This window comes from Roseibium aggregatum IAM 12614 (assembly GCF_000168975.1).
In the GTDB taxonomy this organism is placed as follows: Bacteria; Pseudomonadota; Alphaproteobacteria; order Rhizobiales; family Stappiaceae; genus Roseibium; species Roseibium aggregatum.
The window spans coordinates 140,566-156,827 of record NZ_AAUW01000013.1 but is presented as its reverse complement, the minus strand read 5'-3'; the positions used below and the strand labels follow the sequence as shown (position 1 = coordinate 156,827).

The following is a 16,262-nucleotide window of genomic DNA, read 5'->3' as shown; positions in this document are numbered from 1 at the left end:
GCCTTGCCGATTGCTCGATCGACAGATGGTTTCATGAAAGCCTTCTATTTTTTTCTCCAGGCCTTCGCCTGGGTCGCCGCGTTCCTGTTCGTCGCCGTGGGCTGCATGCTCACCTATGAAGTGCTGGCGCGGTATCTCTTCATTGCTCCCACCATCTGGGCGTCGGAGCTGTCCCAGTTGTGCCTGATCTGGGGCACCATGCTTGCCATGCCCTGGTTGTTGAAGACCGGACGGCACATTGCGGTCGACGCTTTGACGGACCAGTTGAGCCCGGTCTGGCGCCGGGTTTGTCATGTGCTTGCCATGGGTTTTGTCGCGGTGTTCAGCATCCTGGTCGCCTGGAAAGGCGGCGGGATATTCTACGATTCCTTCGAGCGGGGCCGCACGTCGGGCACCATGCTGGACCTTCCCATGTGGATTTCCGAACTCTCGGTTCCTTTCGGGTTCGCGCTTTTATTCGTGCAGGCTCTCATCGAACTGGGCAAGAAGCCCAAGTCGGGCGATCATGAAGCGGTGATTATGGAATGACCACAGTTTTCATTCTCGCTGCGTTGTTCTCCTTGTTGCTGATCCGGGTGCCGGTTGCCTTCGCGCTGGGCGGCCTCGGTCTGGCGATGCTCATTCTTGGCGGTTTCTCGCCCTTAATGGCGCCTCAGGCGATCCTGTCGACACTCGACGGGTTCATTCTTTTGGCAGTGCCGCTGTTTCTTCTGATGTCGAACATCCTGCTCAAGGGCGGGGTCGGACGGGATCTGTTTGCCGCCGTTCATGCCTGGGTCGGCCATTGGCCGGGCGGACTGGCCGTCGCGACCATTCTCTCTTGCGCCATCTTCGCCGCGATCTCCGGATCGTCGGTCGCAACGGCCGCGACCATCGGTACGGTTGCGATCCCGGAAATGATCCAGCGCGGCTATGAACGGAAATTCGTCTATGGCCTGCTGGCCGCCGGCGGCACCCTCGGCATTCTGATCCCGCCGTCGATCCCGATGATCGTCTACGGCTTCGTTACCGAACAATCGGTGATCGCGCTGTTTCTGGCGGGCGTCGGACCGGGTCTGCTGCTGGTGGTGTTCTTCATCGTTTTTTCCATGGTCTATGCCCGCTGGTTCGGCGGCTACACGCCGGAGCCGGCGTCAAGCTGGGATGAGCGACTGCGGGCAACCGTGCGGGCGTTTCCCTCGATCCTGCTGGCGCTGGTGGTCATCGGCGCGATCTACAGTGGTGCCGCAACACCAACGGAAGCCGCCGCCATCGGCTTTGCCGTGGCGCTTCTGATCACCGGGCCGATCTTGCGCACGCTCACCTGGCAGGGGCTGAAGGAAGCCGCGTTCGACGCCATGGTGACGACGGTTGCGATCGTGCTGATCATCGCCGGAGCCAAGGTATTCGGAAAGGCGATCACTCTCTATCGGATCCCGCAGGACATATCGGTCTTCATCGGCCAGACCATCGATACGCCTCTGGCGTTCATCATTGTGGTGTCGATCGTGCTGCTGATCATGGGGCTGGTGTTCGAGGCGCTGTCCATGGTGCTGATCATGACACCGGTGCTGTTGCCGGCGGCCATGGCGCTGGGGTTCGATCCGATCTGGTTCGGGGTCTATATGGTCGTGATGGTGGAATGTGCCCTGATCACACCACCGGTCGGGCTCAATCTTTATGTCATCCAGTCGGTAGCGCGATCGAAGCTGTCCGATGTCTCGCGTGGGGTGTTGCCGTTCCTGGTGATCATGTTGGTTTCGGTCGCGATCCTGTATGTCTGGACCGATCTCGCACTCTATCTTCCGTTCAAGTTCTGAGGTTTTTGTCATGCCGTCACCGGCAGATTTGCTCCGCGCGCTGCTGGAGCAGCCGAAACTCCACGTCATGCCCTGCTGCTACGATGCCTTGTCAGCCAAGCTGATCGAGCAGGCCGGGTTCGATCTCACCTTCATGTCGGGCTTTGCCGCCTCCGCATCGCGGATCGGCCAGCCGGATCTCGGGCTGATGTCCTATGGCGAGGTGCTTGATCAGGCACGCAATATTACCGATGCCATCGGTATTCCGCTGCTGGCGGATGGCGATACCGGCTATGGCAATGCCATGAACGTGCGCCGCACGGTGACCGGCATGGCCAAGGCCGGTGCCGCCGCTGTGATGATCGAGGATCAGGTCGCCCCGAAGCGCTGCGGCCACACACCGGGCAAGGCGGTTGTTTCCCGCGAAGAAGCCTTTGACCGGATCCGCGCGGCGCAGGACGCCAAGGAAGCGGGCGCCGATATCCTGATCCTCGCCCGTACAGATGCCCGTCACGAGCATGGTCTTGCCGAGGCAATCGCCCGGGCGGCCAGGTTCAAGGAACTCGGCGCCGATATCCTCTTTGTCGAAGCGCCCAAGACGGTGGCCGAAATGCAGGAGATCTGCCGGGAACTGCCGGGGCCGAAGATGGCCAACATCGTGGAAGGCGGCGAGACGCCGGACCTTTCCCACAAAGAGCTGCAGGACATCGGCTACGCCATTGCCGCCTATCCGCTGACCCTGATGGCCAGCGCCATGAAGGCGATGGTGGCAACGCTTGAGAAACTGAAGGCCGACCGGGACCGCACGCCGGATCTGATGGACTTCAAGGAACTGCGCGAGCGGATCGGTTTCAACGACTATTACGAGGTTTCAGCCAAATACGAGACGTCGAAGCGGGACTGACAGCACTAGCCTGTCCGGAGTGCCTTTCTCTGCCGAACAGCGAAACACTTGGCGTTGTGCCACTCGGCGTTGGATTTATTTCAAACAGGATGATAGACCCGGCGCGACTGAGAAGCTGTAACGGAAAACTTGAATGCAGGGCGAAAGACGCCGAAGACCTTCGCTGTCGCTCCCGATCCTGCGGACATCACGCGACCAGCACCGGGACGGCACACTGACGCTCGGCAACTTGCTGCTGGCGTTGGGCGAGACGTCGTTCGGCTGGGCGATCGTGCTGTTTTCCCTGTTGACGCTTCTGCCGTTGCCTCCCGGCTCCTCGCTGGTCACCGGTCTGCCGGTGCTCGTCACCACGTTCCAGATGGTGCTCGGCTTTCCTCATGTGAAACTGCCCAGGCCGCTTGCTCGCCTGTCTCTCAATCACAACAAGCTGCGGCGAACGATGGTGCGCCTGCGTCCTGTCACAATGCGGCTGGAGCGCGTGCTGGCCCACCGGTACGAAGGTCTGTTCGCGCGAAAACATGAGCGCTTGCTCGGGCTTGCGTTGTTTGTCATCGCGTTCACGTTGTTTCTGCCCGTGCCGCTCAGCGGCTGGTTTCCGGCGGTCGCGCTGTTCATTGCCGGCGTCGGCATCGTGGAACGCGACGGGCTGGTGGTCATTTTCGGTCTTCTTCTGGGTCTGGCCGCTGTGCTGCTGACCGCTGCCATCCTGACTTCGATTGCGATCAGCACCCAGGCGCTGATGGCGTGACATATATGTCCGGCACGCAATTGCGATCCAGCGGCACGGTCTCGCCGTTGCGCTATTTCCGCATTTCTCCTAAAGCTGGTGCAGCGCATCCACCTACAGGCGGCTGAATTGAAAATTCCGGATTTACCGTTCACCGTGACCGACTGGTCGAAAATCGAACCGACGGAACATCCCGGCGAGACTGGAACTGCGTTCTGGCGGACTGTGAATATCGGCGATATCCGCATCCGGCACGTGGAGTATTCTGAGGGCTATCTGGCGGATCACTGGTGCGACAGGGGGCATATTCTTCTGGTTCTGGAAGGTGAACTTGTCTCGGAGCTGAAGGATGGTTCGAAGACCACGCTGACCGCGGGGATGAGCTATCAGGTTTCCGACTTTGGCGATGCGGCGCACAGGTCGTCGACCACGACCGGCGCAAAGCTGTTCATCGTCGACTAGGCCGGGAAAGACCCGCGGTATCGAGAAGTGCGTTTCAGCCGCGGGGCGATTTTCGGCAGCTTCCTTGACTCTTGCCCGCGTTTCGGGCATAGACCCGCCAACTCCATATGAGTGATTGAAAATTCGATCCGCCGACCGGGACCCGCAAAGGTGTAAAGAGATCCCGGAGGTTACCATCCGACAGCGCGTTGCGCCCTCGGGTGTCAAACTGCTTTGCGCGGATTGATCCGGTTGGAAATGACCGGCGGTTGCCCATATGGTTCGGGAGACTTCCCGAAACCGAGACCATTCAAGGACTACTGATGTTTGAAAGCCTGTCCGATCGACTAAGCGGTATTTTCGACAAGCTCACCGGCCGCGGTGCGCTGTCGGAAAACGACGTCAACGAGGCGCTGCGCGAAATCCGCCGCGCGCTGATCGAGGCCGACGTCGCGCTGCCGATCGTACGTTCCTTCACCGACAAGGTGCGCAACCGCGCCGTCGGTGCCGAGGTGGTCAAGTCAGTGACGCCGGGCCAGATGGTCGTGAAGATCGTTCATGACCAGCTGGTCGAGATGCTCGGTGAAGAAGCCCATCCGATCGATCTGAACGCTCCCGCACCGGTGGCGATCATGATGGTCGGTCTGCAAGGTTCCGGTAAAACCACCACCACGGCCAAGATCGCCCGCCGCATGACCCAGCGCGACAAGCGCAAGGTGCTGATGGCGTCGCTCGACACCCGCCGTCCGGCGGCCCAGGAGCAGCTGAAGGTTCTGGGTGAGCAGAACGATATCGACACGCTTCCGATCGTCGCCGGCCAGGGCCCGGTCGAGATCGCCAAGCGGGCCATGTCCGCCGCCAAGCTCGGCGGTTATGACGTGGTCATGCTCGACACCGCCGGCCGTATTCATATTGACGAGCCGCTGATGGTGGAAATGGCAGAGGTCAAGGCCGCTGCCCAACCGCATGAAATCCTGCTGGTCGCTGATAGCCTGACAGGTCAGGACGCCGTCAACCTGGCGCAGAGCTTCGATGAGCGCGTCGGCATCACCGGTATTGCCCTGACCCGTATGGACGGTGATGGCCGCGGCGGTGCGGCGCTCTCCATGCAGGCGGTCACCGGCAAGCCGGTCAAGCTGATCGGTACCGGCGAAAAATCAGACGCTCTTGAAGACTTCCACCCGCGCCGGATTGCCGACCGCATCCTCGGCATGGGCGACATCGTCTCGCTGGTCGAAAAGGCCGCCGAAGCCATCGACGCGGAACAGGCCGCGAAAATGGCGAAGAAGATGCAGAAGGGTCATTTCGACCTGGAAGATCTCGCCGAGCAGCTTCGCCAGATGGAAAAACTGGGCGGCATGTCCGGCATGATGGGCATGTTGCCGGGTGTCGGCAAGATGAAGAAGCAGATCGAGGCAGCGAACATCGACGACAAGATGTTCAAGCGCCAGGTCGCCATCATCGAATCCATGACACCTGCCGAACGTCAGAAGCCCGAACTGCTCAAGGCCAGCCGCAAGAAGCGTATTGCTGCCGGCTCGGGCATGGATGTGGCCGACGTCAACAAGCTTCTGAAGATGCACCGCCAGATGGCGGACATGATGAAGAAGATGGGCAAGGGCAAAGGCATGCTGGGCAAGCTGATGGGCGGCCTCGGCGGCGGCAGAATGCCGGACGTCGACCCCAAGCAGCTTGAGGAAATGGCCAAGTCCGGCAAGTTGCCGGGCGGCATGGAGATGCCGAAAGGCCTGCCCGGCGGCATGGGTGGCGGTCTGCCGCCAGGCATGGGCATGCCGGGTCTTCCGGGCCTCGGCGGTCCGAAACTTCCCGGATTTCCGGGCATGGGCAAGGGCAAGAAACGATGAGCGAAGCAGAGACCAAGCTGGGTGAAAGCCCGGCCTTGCGCGAACTGAAGGCTCTTCGGGCGTCCATCGACAACATCGATGCAGCTCTTGTTCACATGCTCGCCGAACGGTTCAAGTGCACCCAGAAAGTGGGTGTCCTGAAAGCCACCAACGACCTGCCGCCGGCTGATCCGGCGCGGGAGAAAATTCAGATCGAGCGGCTGCGCCAGCTTGCCTGCGACGCCAATCTCGATCCTGACTTTGCCGAGAAATTCCTGAACTTCATCGTCAGGGAAGTGATCCGGCACCACGAAGCCATTGCCGCTGAAGCCGGCAACTGAACAAACTGGAGACATAAAAATGGCTACGAAAATTCGCCTGGCACGTGGCGGTTCCAAGAAGCGCCCGTATTACCGCATCGTTGTTGCTGACATCCGCTCCCCGCGCGATGGCCGTTTCATCGAGAAGGTCGGTTCCTACGACCCGATGCTGCCGAAGGATTCCGAAAACCGCGTGACCCTGAACGTCGAGCGCATCCAGCATTGGCTGGACAACGGCGCGAAGCCGACCGACCGCGTTCACCGTTTCCTGGACGCTGCCGGCCTGTTGAAGCGTGAGCCGCGCCACAACCCGAAAAAAGCCGAGCTGGGTGCAAAGGCGAAGGAACGCGTTGAAGCCAAGCGTCAGGCTGAAGAAGAAGCAGCCGCTGCTGCCGCTGAAGCTGCTGCAGCTCCGGCTGAAGAAGCTGCTGCAGAATAAGCAGATGTGTCAGGCCGCACCGGAATACAGTTGCCAGGGAGCCTTTTGAAATGACGTCCGAGGACGATCAGAAGGTTCTGATGGCCAAGATCGGTGCGGCGCACGGCATTCGCGGGGAAGTGCGGGTCAAGCCCTATGGCGATGACCCGCTTTCCTTTGCCGATTACGGCATTCTGACCACCCGGGACGGAAAACGCTCCTTCGAGGTGGAACGGGCGCGGGTGCAGAAGACGGTCGTGATCACCAAGTTCAAGGGGATCACGGACCGCAATCAGGCGGAAGAACTGAACGGTATCGATCTCTTCATCGACCGCGACCAGCTGCCCGAGCCTGAAGAAGACGAATTCTACTATTCCGACCTGACCGGCCTTGACGTGCTCGACCAGACTGGCGAGACGCTCGGGAAAATCATTGCGGTTCAGGATTTCGGTGCCGGCGATCTGCTGGAAGTCCGGCCAAAACGCGGCCGCAGCTTCTATATCCCGTTCACGAAAGACTTCGTGCCGGAGATCGATCTGGAAAACGGCCGTGTCTGCGTTTCGCTGCCGGAAGATTATTTCTCCGAAGGAACGCCCGAACCCTCGACGGATGCGCCGGACAGGTAACGCGTCGGCACGGGCTGCAGGCCCATCTGGCGCAGATTGAGTTCTTCACGCTCGTCGGCCAGAACGTCCTCCCGGACAGCCTGTCGAACCTCGGACCGCTTCAGGGCAATCAGCGCGACGATCAGCGCAACCCCGATCCCATTGGCAAATGCATCCTGCAGCGACATTTCGTGGTGGGGAATGAACCCCTGCACCACTTCGCCTGCGAGACCCATGCTGAAGGCAACGACAGCGGAAATGCGCAGCCGGCAGCAGAACAGCGCATGGATGGACAGGGTCAGAAGCGCGAAAAAGCCGATATGGATGACCTTGTCATACGGGTGGCCGACGCCGGTGTTGAACACAAGACCGGCCAGCACGCCGAAGGTCATCAGCGCGAACAGGGGCAGCACGCGGCTCAGGGAGATGTCGAGATAGTGGCGGTCGACATGAACCTGTATGAAACGGGGAAGCTTGAAACGCAGGACTGGAAACTTTGCCACGGCAGTAAACCCGATTGAAACGCTCTTGCCACATTATATGGTGAGCCTTAATCAGAGCTTTCTTTCCGGCGGCTAACCTGATGAATTCGACAGGTTTTGAGAAAACCGGTAAACGGGCCCTTAACCATGCGTGTTTGGGGCCGGCTCAAAGGCCAATCAGCGGAACTGACAGGCATAATGACGTTCAAGGCAACCATTCTGACGCTCTACCCGGACATGTTTCCTGGGCCTTTGGGCCACAGCCTGTCGGGGCGTGCGCTGGACAAGGGACTATGGCAGCTCGAAACCAGTCAGATCCGTGATTTCGCAACGGACAAACACCGCTCCGTTGACGACACGCCGGCCGGTGGCGGCGCCGGCATGGTGCTCAGGGCAGATGTTCTGGCCAGGGCCATTGATGCGGCCGCCCCTGCCGACGATCCGCGCCCGCGGCTTCTGATGAGCCCGCGCGGAGCGCCCTTCTCCCAGGACCGTGCGCATGAACTTGCCGAAGGCCCGGGTGCCGTCATCGTCTGCGGCCGGTTCGAAGGGGTAGACCAGCGGGTGATCGACGCGCGCGGTCTGGAGGAAGTCTCCGTTGGCGACTACATCCTCTCGGGCGGGGAAATCGGCGCGCTGACCATGCTGGACGCCGTTATCCGGCTGATCCCGGGCGTCATGGGCAATATGGACAGCGCGGAAACCGAAAGCTTCGAAGGCGGCCTGCTGGAGCATCCGCAATATACGAGGCCGGCCGAGTTCGAAGGTCTGACCATTCCCGAGGTTCTGACCTCGGGCAATCACCGGAAGATCCACGAATGGCGGATGGCCGAAGCCGAGCGCCTGACCCGCGAGCGGCGGCCGGATCTCTGGGACGCCTATATGGCGGACGAAGACGACGTGGATTGAAGAATCCGCATGACAGTCGGGCAAATTTCCTGTATACGCGCGCCGAAGCTGGGTGAAGTTGTGTCTTTTCCTTGGAAAGACCTGCGCTCTGAACCGGGGCCGGAAGGTTCCAGATAATCAGAAATCCTGGCTGACAAGCAACATGGCCCAAAGTCGGTGAACCCGTTTCCGGCCAAAACCGGAAAACGCTCTGACCGCTTTGTAATTCAAAAGGGAAATATGCCATGAACATCATCGAGCAGCTCAATGCTGAAGAAATGGCGAAAATCGAAGAACAGCGCAAGCTGCCGGAATTTTCTCCTGGTGATACCGTTCGCGTCAACGTGAAGGTCACCGAAGGTACTCGTACCCGTACCCAGGCTTACGAAGGTGTCTGCATCGCCCGTTCCGGCGGCGGCATCAACGAGAGCTTCACGGTTCGCAAGATTTCTTACGGTGAAGGCGTCGAGCGTGTCTTCCCGATCTACTCCCCGATGCTGGAAGGCGTTGAAGTGGTTCGCCGCGGTAAGGTCCGTCGCGCGAAGCTCTACTACCTGCGCGACCGTCGCGGCAAGTCTGCCCGTATCGTCGAAAACACCAATGCTCGTTCCAAGCGCCTCAACGAAGAAGTGCGTGCGGAACTCTCGGCTGCCAAGGTTGCCGCTGCAGAAGCCAAGGCTGCTGCCAAGGAAGCTGCAGAGAACGCAGCCGAATAAGCCGGCCCGGCAAGACGTTTTGAAAAGGCGGTCCTTCGGGCCGCCTTTTTTGTTTTGGCGCCTTATCCTGGCGCTGCCGACGGTAAATCGAGGGCTTTGCGACCCTTGCACCCGGCGCCGGTCAATCTGAGTTGAATTCAGCTCAACTCGGAGCTCTTGACCTTCAAGCGGCGCTGCGTCATTCACTAGCTACGATAAACGAGGATAGACCCTCGCGGCTGGACGCGCCGCAAAGGGCATCACCGGGCACTTCGCAAACTTTTGACTGTTTGACCGTTTGCTCGGATGGACCGAGGAGAGACCCATGGCCAAGGCACGGACGCTTTACGACAAGATCTGGGACGACCACGTGGTCGACATGCAGCCGGACGGAACCGGCCTGCTCTACATCGACCGTCACCTGGTGCATGAAGTCACCAGCCCGCAGGCTTTCGAAGGCCTGCGCATGGCCGGCCGCAAGGTGCGGCAGCCGCAGAAGACGCTTGCTGTTGTCGACCATAACGTTCCGACCACCGACCGCCGCCACGGCATCGACGATCCGGAATCGGCTCTGCAGGTCGATACGCTGGCCAAGAACGCTGCCGAATTCGGCATCGAATACTATTCCGAACTCGACATGCGCCAGGGTGTCGTTCACATCGTCGGTCCGGAGCAAGGCTTCACCCTGCCCGGCATGACCATTGTGTGCGGCGACAGCCACACCTCCACCCACGGCGCTTTCGGCTCCCTGGCCCATGGCATCGGCACGTCCGAAGTGGAACACGTTCTGGCCACCCAGACGCTGATCCAGAAAAAAGCCAAGAACATGCTGGTGAAGGTCGAGGGCAAGATCCCGGCCGGCGTCACCGCGAAGGACATCGTTCTGGCCATCATCGGCAAGATCGGCACTGCCGGCGGAACCGGCTACGTGATCGAATATGCCGGCGAAGCCATCCGCGCGCTGTCGATGGAAGGCCGGATGACGGTCTGCAACATGTCCATCGAGGCCGGCGCACGCGCAGGCCTGATCGCACCGGACGAAACCACCTTCAAGTACATCGAAGGCCGCCCGAAGGCGCCCAAGGGCGAAGCCTGGGATATGGCTCTTGACTACTGGAAGACCCTGCACACCGACGCAGATGCCTATTTCGACAAGGTGATCGAGCTGGATGCAGCCAACCTGCCGCCGATCGTTTCCTGGGGCTCGTCTCCGGAAGACGTCATTTCGGTGGAAGGCGTCGTGCCGGATCCGGCGGAAATCGAAGATGAAAACCGCCGCGAATCCAAGAAGCGCGCCCTTGAGTATATGGGCCTGCAGCCGGGAACGAAGATCACGGACATCAAGATCGACCGTGCCTTCATCGGGTCCTGCACCAACGGCCGCATTGAAGACCTGCGCGCCGCGGCAGCCGTCATCGGCAATCACAAGGTGGCATCGGGCGTCAGCGCCATGGTCGTTCCGGGCTCCGGCCTGGTGAAGGAACAGGCCGAGGAAGAAGGCCTGGACGTCATCTTCAAGGAAGCCGGATTTGAATGGCGTGAGCCGGGCTGCTCCATGTGCCTTGCCATGAACGCCGACAAGCTGAAGCCGGGCGAGCGCTGCGCATCGACATCCAACCGCAACTTCGAAGGCCGTCAGGGCCATAAGGGCCGGACCCATCTGGTTTCGCCGGCCATGGCGGCTGCGGCGGCCATTGCCGGCCATTTCGTCGATATCCGCGAGTGGACGACGAATTGATTCGACCGCATTTCGGGTCAAGAGAAAGGGCGCCAAAAGGCGCCCTTTTTGCTTCTTCGCGCAGAACAGTCACAATGACGCAGGTGATTTTGCTTTTGGGTAAATAATTCATGGAGTTAAGAAAAATCCTTTGCCGGGTCTCATCTCATGGCAACTGCACCCAGAAATGATTTTCCCGGGCTTCACAAGACTGTCACCTCGGCACTACAATACTCCCGTCACAAAAGGACATGTTCCGCTGTCCGTTTGACCGGATCACGGACATTCCGACAGGTCAACGCGCTGTCAGTTGGCACCTGATTGCTTGAAGTTGATCCAACGTAAGTCGTTAGAGCAACGCATCCCTGTCTGGTTGCGGCGTGCTCTTGGAATGAGGAGCGGAAGGTGACGATAGCGGTTTCGTCGGGCGCCCATCCGGCGTTGGTGCTCAATGCGGATTACCGGCCCTTGAGCTATTACCCCCTGTCTCTGTGGAGTTGGCAGGATACCATCAAGGCTGTGTTTCTGGACCGGGTCAACATCGTTGCCGAATACGATGCGGCGGTTCGAAGTCCGAGCTTCGAGTTCCGATTACCCAGTGTGGTCTCGCTCAAGACCTTCGTGAAACCCAGTCGATACCCCGCCTTTACCCGATTTAACGTCTTTCTCCGCGACAAATTCCAGTGCCAATACTGCGGCTCCAAGGATGAGCTGACCTTCGACCACCTTGTGCCCCGCTCCAAAGGTGGTCTGACCACCTGGGACAATGTCATCACCGCCTGCTCTCCCTGCAACCTGCGCAAATCCAACAAGTCCTGCCAACAGCTGAACATGTGGCCGATGCACATGCCGTTTCAGCCGACCATCCAGGACTTGCACAACAATGGTCGCGGATTTCCGCCGAACTATCTGCACGATAGCTGGCTGGACTTCCTTTACTGGGATACCGAACTGGAACCGTAGGGCATGGCTTTGAAAATGCGTGTTCATGCGCATTGAGGGTCTGGGACCGGGTGATGATCCAACCAGACGTCTTCGAAGGCTTCTCTGCTGGTTGAAACGTGTTTCCAGGCCAAATAATACGCTTGTCAGCGCAAGCCACGGGAAACCGGCTTCAGGCGGTTTCGCTCCCTGATTTCATGCAAGCCTTGCGGGTGTCACCTGAAACATAGGGGCCGTTTTGCCTGTCCCGATTTGGATCACCAGACCCCGGAGGTGCCACGGCTCGGGTCAAATTTCTTTCCATTTGGTTTACCAAACGGAAGATACCCCTCGTTTTCTACATTCCGTTTAAGGAATTAGGTACTTTTCTAGATTAACTGTCTCACAAAATCACGAGGCAGCAATGCAGTATTTCAGGCGTCTCATTGGCCGGCCCTTGCTCAAAGGTTTTACCGGCGATCGCAAAGCATCGATTTTGCCAGTTTTCGGTCTCATGGTCGTCCTGATCGTGGTGATCGCCGGGATCACGATTGACGTGTCCCGTACGGTGAACGCACGCGAGAAACTGTCCTTTGCCATTGATGCGGCAGCCCTTTCTGTTGCCGCAGATCTGTCGACCAGCGTCATGAGCGACGAGCAGATCAAGGCGGCCCTGGCGGATTCCTTCAAGGCCAACCTCGCAGATGTCGAATTCCTGGACGAGGCAATCAAGAACCTCAGCTTTGTCGTCGATGCGGAAAACGGCACAATCAAGGTGTCGTCCTTCGCGACGCTCGACAACTACTTCATCGACATGGGCGGATATGGCATGCAGGCCCTCGGGCCGGAAACGTTCAACTTCGGAACGAGCTCCCAGGTGACCTATTCGCGGTTCGACGTTGAACTGGCCCTCGTCGTCGACGTCACCGGCTCCATGCGCAACGACATGGACACGCTGCGCGACGCGTCCAAGGGCCTTGTGAACATCCTTATTCCGGAGACCACGGAAGAAGCGGACAGCAAGGTGCGCATTTCGCTCGTCCCCTACAGCCAGGGCGTCAATCTTGGAACTTACGCCGCCAAGGTGAAGGGCGGCGTCTATGGCTATGCGGACAGCAGCGTCTGTGTGACCGAGCGTCAGGACTATGACGACGGCGAGGATATCTACAAAGTCCGATACACGGACATGCCCTACAATTATTACGTCAAGACCGACCCGCCGCCGAAGGATGTCTTTTATGGTGGTGGCAGCAACAGATGCTCCGGTACGTCGAAGATGATCCCGCTGACGGCAGACCGGGACACGTTGCTCGATGCGATTGCGGATCTGGATGACAATGGCGGCACGGCAGGCCAGACCGGAGTGGTCTGGGGCTGGAACAGCATCTCCCCGAACTATTCCGACGTGTGGCCTTTGGCGAGCAAGCCGGAACCTTACGATAATGATGATGTGCTCAAGTTTGCGATCATCATGACTGATGGCGACAACAACCGTTTCTACGAGTTTGTGAAGGAACGGGAAGAATGCGACTGGGTTTATTCCAGACGGTACGGCTGGCAGTGGACATGTGAGATGGTCTCCGTCAATCAATGGCAGGAACGCAGCGAAAGCGAGAGCTACAACAACAATTCCTCAAAAGCTCAGCGTGCGCTTTGCCAGGCCATGAAAGACGAGGGAATTTCCATTTTCGGCGTCTACTTTGGCACCAACGATAGCTCGGCCGGTTCGAAAAACATGCAGTCCTGCGCCAGCACAGGCAACTACTACAAGGCGACGAGTTCGGATGAGTTGATCAACGCGTTTGCCAATATCGCCAAGAAGATCCAGCAGATCTACGTTTCCAGATAACCGGATCCTTCCGGGATCTGATCAGCTAAACCGAAAAAGGCTCGCCAGTTGGCGAGCCTTTTGCGTTTCCTGTTTCAGGCCTTGCCGGTCAGCTGCGGTTCTGGCGGTTGTCGATCAGGTCGTCGACAACGGTCGGATCGGCCAGCGTCGACGTATCGCCGAGGCTGTCGAAGCTGTCTTCGGCAATCTTGCGCAGGATACGGCGCATGATCTTGCCCGAACGGGTCTTGGGCAGGCCGGGCGCGAACTGGATCAGGTCCGGCGAGGCGATGGGCCCGATTTCCGAGCGCACGTGCTTGACCAGTTCCTTCTTCAACTCGTCGGTCGGCTCCTCGCCTTCCATCAGCGTGACATAGGCATAGATGCCCTGCCCCTTGATGTCGTGCGGATAGCCAACCACAGCCGCTTCGGAAACCTTCGGGTGCGCCACCAGCGCGCTCTCGACTTCCGCCGTGCCCATGCGGTGGCCGGAGACGTTGATCACGTCATCGACGCGCCCGGTGATCCAGTAGTAGCCGTCTTCGTCGCGGCGGCAGCCGTCACCGGTGAAATAAAGGCCCTTGTAGGTGGCGAAATAGGTCTGGACGAAGCGCTCGTGGTCGCCATAGACCGTGCGCATCTGGCCAGGCCAGCTATCCTTGATGACCAGATTGCCTTCCGTCGCCCCTTCCAGGAACTTGCCTTCCGCGTCGACGATTGCCGGTTGAATGCCGAAGAAAGGCCGGGTGGCCGAGCCCGGTTTCAGGTCGGTTGCGCCCGGAAGCGGCGTGATCAGAATGCCGCCGGTTTCCGTCTGCCACCAGGTGTCGACGATCGGGCAGCGCTTGTCGCCGACCACGTTGTAGTACCAGGTCCAGGCTTCCGGATTGATCGGCTCGCCGACGGAGCCCAGAAGACGCAGCGACTTGCGCGAGGTCTTGGTGACATGCTCGTCGCCGGCGCCCATCAGGGCACGGATCGCGGTCGGCGCGGTGTAGAAGATGTTGACGTTGTGCTTGTCGCACACTTCCCAGAAGCGACCTGGTCCCGGGTAGGTCGGCACACCTTCGAACATCAAAGTGGTGGCGCCATTGGCGAGCGGGCCATAGACGATGTAGCTGTGGCCGGTGACCCAGCCCACATCCGCCGTGCACCAATAGACATCGCCTTCATGGTAGTCGAAGACATATTCGTGGGTCATGGAGGCATAGACCAGATAGCCGCCGGTGGTGTGCATCACCCCTTTCGGCTTGCCGGTCGACCCGGAGGTGTAAAGGATGAACAGCGGATCTTCCGCATTCATTTCCACCGGTGCGCAGTGATCGGACACCCGGTCTGCTTCGTCGTGATACCAGACGTCGCGGCCGGCCTGCATGGGAACGTCACCGCCCGTGCGCTTGACCACGATGACGCTTTTCACCGGTGCTTTCTCGGCCGCCTTGTCGACATTGGCCTTCAGCGGCACCTTGCGGCCGCCGCGCAGGCCTTCATCGGCAGTGATCACGCATTCAGAAGCGCAATCCTCGATCCGCTGAGCCAGGCTGTCCGGTGAGAAGCCGCCGAAGACGATGGAATGCACCGCGCCAATGCGGGCGCAGGCCAGCATCGCGTAGGCAGCTTCCGGGATCATAGGCAGATAAATGGTGACGCGGTCACCCTTTTTGACGCCCTGGCCGTGCAGCACGTTGGCGAACTTGTTCACCTCGTGGTGCAGTTCCTTGTACGTGATGACCTTGTGCTCGTTCGGATCGTCGCCTTCCCAGATGATCGCAGGCTGATCGCCACGTTTTTCGAGATGGCGGTCGACACAGTTGGCCGAGACGTTGAGCGTTCCGTCCTCGAACCATTTGATCGATACATTGTGATAGTCGTAGGAGGTGTTCTTCACCTTGGTGAATGGCTTGATCCAGTCGACCCGTTTGCCGTGCTCGCCCCAGAAGCCCTGGGGGTCCTCCACAGAGCGCTTATACATTTCCAGATATTTGGCATTGTCGACATGCGCCCGCGCGGCAACTTCCGCGGGAACGGGAAATACGGACTCAGTCATGTGTAACCTCCCAGAAACCACAATTGGACCGACGGTAAGTGAAATCTCCCTTCCGCGGCCTTGCTTTGCTGGGGCCATTATGCGTACGGCCCCGCCAAGCGTCCAGAACCTAGACTTGGTACTTTAGTCGGCGAGTCTTTGGTCTATGGCAAGGCCTAAGACCTTCAAACTCGTACGGATTTACGCGTATTTCGAAGGGGATGGCGGTCAACTCAACCATCCAATCACGATGCCCTGGACAAGGAGCACCCCGAGCCAGTGTCCGCCATCGATCAGCGTGAGATTCCAGGACAGCCCCTGGAAGCGGTGATTGACGATCTGCGTGGTCATGACGATGCCGACCCAGATCATCAGCGCCGAGATGATCCCGTTCCTGATGTCGGCTCCGCCGCTGTGGTAGATGACGCCCGCAAAGACGAAGGCCATGATGATCTGGCAGAAAAAGGCCGTTGCGAAGACAACCGGCTTCGGCCGCGTCTGTTCTCTGGTCAGGCCGGCGGCGTTCATCCAGGCTTTGCCCAGGATGCCGTACCAGAGCGCGCCAAACAGGAATGACACAATGGCGGCCGCAGCAACCGCAATCAGGTTGATACCGTCGAACATCATTGCAGGTCTCCCAACGTCATTTTTCTCTTGGCAAATCTGTC

Annotated in this window: 16 protein-coding genes and 1 pseudogene; 14 read left to right on the top strand and 3 right to left on the bottom strand. The window is 59.4% G+C overall.

What is annotated here, in order from left to right:
- Positions 1-33: 33 nt before the first annotated feature.
- The 9 genes and pseudogenes from SIAM614_RS18405 to rimM all read left to right on the top strand — a co-directional run.
- On the top strand, positions 34-528 hold the full coding sequence (locus tag SIAM614_RS18405) for a TRAP transporter small permease (RefSeq protein WP_006936884.1): 495 nt from the start codon (positions 34-36) through the stop codon (positions 526-528).
- A complete protein-coding gene (locus SIAM614_RS18400) occupies positions 525-1,799 on the top strand; it encodes a TRAP transporter large permease (RefSeq protein ID WP_006936882.1) in 1,275 nt (424 codons plus the stop codon). The genes SIAM614_RS18405 and SIAM614_RS18400 overlap by 4 nt, the downstream gene beginning before the upstream one ends.
- Positions 1,800-1,809: 10 nt before the next feature.
- Positions 1,810-2,682, top strand: coding sequence for an isocitrate lyase/PEP mutase family protein (locus SIAM614_RS18395; protein WP_006936880.1), 873 nt, complete (start codon positions 1,810-1,812; stop codon positions 2,680-2,682).
- Between the two features lie 133 nt (positions 2,683-2,815).
- Positions 2,816-3,430: an exopolysaccharide biosynthesis protein gene (locus SIAM614_RS18390; protein ID WP_006936878.1), complete on the top strand. Its 615-nt coding sequence runs from the start codon at positions 2,816-2,818 to the stop codon at positions 3,428-3,430.
- 108 nt (positions 3,431-3,538) lie between these two features.
- Complete coding sequence (locus SIAM614_RS18385; RefSeq protein WP_040440559.1) at positions 3,539-3,871, top strand: DHCW motif cupin fold protein; 333 nt, start codon at positions 3,539-3,541, stop codon at positions 3,869-3,871.
- 302 nt (positions 3,872-4,173) lie between these two features.
- Positions 4,174-5,715 (top strand): signal recognition particle protein, encoded by a 1,542-nt coding sequence (gene ffh, locus SIAM614_RS18380; protein ID WP_006936876.1) that lies wholly within the window; start codon positions 4,174-4,176, stop codon positions 5,713-5,715.
- On the top strand, positions 5,712-6,035 hold the full coding sequence (locus SIAM614_RS18375; protein ID WP_006936875.1) for a chorismate mutase: 324 nt from the start codon (positions 5,712-5,714) through the stop codon (positions 6,033-6,035). Before ffh ends, SIAM614_RS18375 begins: the two co-directional genes overlap by 4 nt.
- Positions 6,036-6,054: 19 nt before the next feature.
- Positions 6,055-6,453: a 30S ribosomal protein S16 gene (rpsP, locus tag SIAM614_RS18370; RefSeq protein WP_006936873.1), complete on the top strand. Its 399-nt coding sequence runs from the start codon at positions 6,055-6,057 to the stop codon at positions 6,451-6,453.
- Positions 6,454-6,503: 50 nt separating this feature from the next.
- A pseudogene (gene rimM / locus SIAM614_RS18365) lies at positions 6,504-6,995 on the top strand (ribosome maturation factor RimM); the annotation flags it as partial.
- A gap of 11 nt (positions 6,996-7,006) precedes the next feature.
- Here rimM and SIAM614_RS18360 read toward each other — a convergent pair.
- On the bottom strand, positions 7,007-7,540 hold the full coding sequence (locus SIAM614_RS18360) for a VanZ family protein (RefSeq protein WP_006936869.1): 534 nt from the start codon (positions 7,538-7,540) through the stop codon (positions 7,007-7,009).
- A 177-nt stretch (positions 7,541-7,717) separates the two neighbouring features.
- Here SIAM614_RS18360 and trmD point away from each other — a divergent pair, with 177 nt between their 5' ends.
- From trmD to SIAM614_RS18335, 5 genes are all read left to right on the top strand, one after another.
- Positions 7,718-8,428 (top strand): tRNA (guanosine(37)-N1)-methyltransferase TrmD, encoded by a 711-nt coding sequence (trmD, locus tag SIAM614_RS18355; RefSeq protein WP_040440585.1) that lies wholly within the window; start codon positions 7,718-7,720, stop codon positions 8,426-8,428.
- Between the two features lie 224 nt (positions 8,429-8,652).
- Positions 8,653-9,123: a 50S ribosomal protein L19 gene (rplS, locus tag SIAM614_RS18350; RefSeq protein ID WP_006936865.1), complete on the top strand. Its 471-nt coding sequence runs from the start codon at positions 8,653-8,655 to the stop codon at positions 9,121-9,123.
- 304 nt (positions 9,124-9,427) lie between these two features.
- On the top strand, positions 9,428-10,840 hold the full coding sequence (leuC, locus tag SIAM614_RS18345) for a 3-isopropylmalate dehydratase large subunit (protein WP_006936863.1): 1,413 nt from the start codon (positions 9,428-9,430) through the stop codon (positions 10,838-10,840).
- 384 nt (positions 10,841-11,224) lie between these two features.
- Positions 11,225-11,782, top strand: a complete 558-nt coding sequence (locus tag SIAM614_RS18340) for an HNH endonuclease (RefSeq protein ID WP_006936861.1) — start codon at positions 11,225-11,227, stop codon at positions 11,780-11,782.
- A 382-nt stretch (positions 11,783-12,164) separates the two neighbouring features.
- A complete protein-coding gene (locus SIAM614_RS18335; RefSeq protein ID WP_006936859.1) occupies positions 12,165-13,589 on the top strand; it encodes a TadE/TadG family type IV pilus assembly protein in 1,425 nt (474 codons plus the stop codon).
- An 88-nt stretch (positions 13,590-13,677) separates the two neighbouring features.
- On the opposite strand, the gene acs is transcribed toward SIAM614_RS18335, so the two are convergent.
- Complete coding sequence (gene acs, locus SIAM614_RS18330) at positions 13,678-15,615, bottom strand: acetate--CoA ligase (protein WP_006936855.1); 1,938 nt, start codon at positions 15,613-15,615, stop codon at positions 13,678-13,680.
- Between the two features lie 207 nt (positions 15,616-15,822).
- On the bottom strand, positions 15,823-16,221 hold the full coding sequence (locus SIAM614_RS18325; RefSeq protein WP_006936854.1) for a DUF1761 domain-containing protein: 399 nt from the start codon (positions 16,219-16,221) through the stop codon (positions 15,823-15,825).
- Positions 16,222-16,262: the final 41 nt, after the last annotated feature.

Bases quoted from the DNA above. Each gene is read 5' to 3' on its own strand.
- SIAM614_RS18405 (WP_006936884.1), top strand. From the start codon at position 34: ATGAAAGCCTTCTATTTTTTTCTCCAGGCCTTCGCCTGGGTCGCCGCG.
- SIAM614_RS18400 (WP_006936882.1), top strand. From the start codon at position 525: ATGACCACAGTTTTCATTCTCGCTGCGTTGTTCTCCTTGTTGCTGATC.
- SIAM614_RS18395 (WP_006936880.1), top strand. From the start codon at position 1,810: ATGCCGTCACCGGCAGATTTGCTCCGCGCGCTGCTGGAGCAGCCGAAA.
- SIAM614_RS18390 (WP_006936878.1), top strand. From the start codon at position 2,816: ATGCAGGGCGAAAGACGCCGAAGACCTTCGCTGTCGCTCCCGATCCTG.
- ffh (WP_006936876.1), top strand. From the start codon at position 4,174: ATGTTTGAAAGCCTGTCCGATCGACTAAGCGGTATTTTCGACAAGCTC.
- SIAM614_RS18375 (WP_006936875.1), top strand. From the start codon at position 5,712: ATGAGCGAAGCAGAGACCAAGCTGGGTGAAAGCCCGGCCTTGCGCGAA.
- rpsP (WP_006936873.1), top strand. From the start codon at position 6,055: ATGGCTACGAAAATTCGCCTGGCACGTGGCGGTTCCAAGAAGCGCCCG.
- trmD (WP_040440585.1), top strand. From the start codon at position 7,718: ATGACGTTCAAGGCAACCATTCTGACGCTCTACCCGGACATGTTTCCT.
- rplS (WP_006936865.1), top strand. From the start codon at position 8,653: ATGAACATCATCGAGCAGCTCAATGCTGAAGAAATGGCGAAAATCGAA.
- leuC (WP_006936863.1), top strand. From the start codon at position 9,428: ATGGCCAAGGCACGGACGCTTTACGACAAGATCTGGGACGACCACGTG.
- SIAM614_RS18335 (WP_006936859.1), top strand. From the start codon at position 12,165: ATGCAGTATTTCAGGCGTCTCATTGGCCGGCCCTTGCTCAAAGGTTTT.
- acs (WP_006936855.1), bottom strand. From the start codon at position 15,615: ATGACTGAGTCCGTATTTCCCGTTCCCGCGGAAGTTGCCGCGCGGGCG.
- SIAM614_RS18325 (WP_006936854.1), bottom strand. From the start codon at position 16,221: ATGATGTTCGACGGTATCAACCTGATTGCGGTTGCTGCGGCCGCCATT.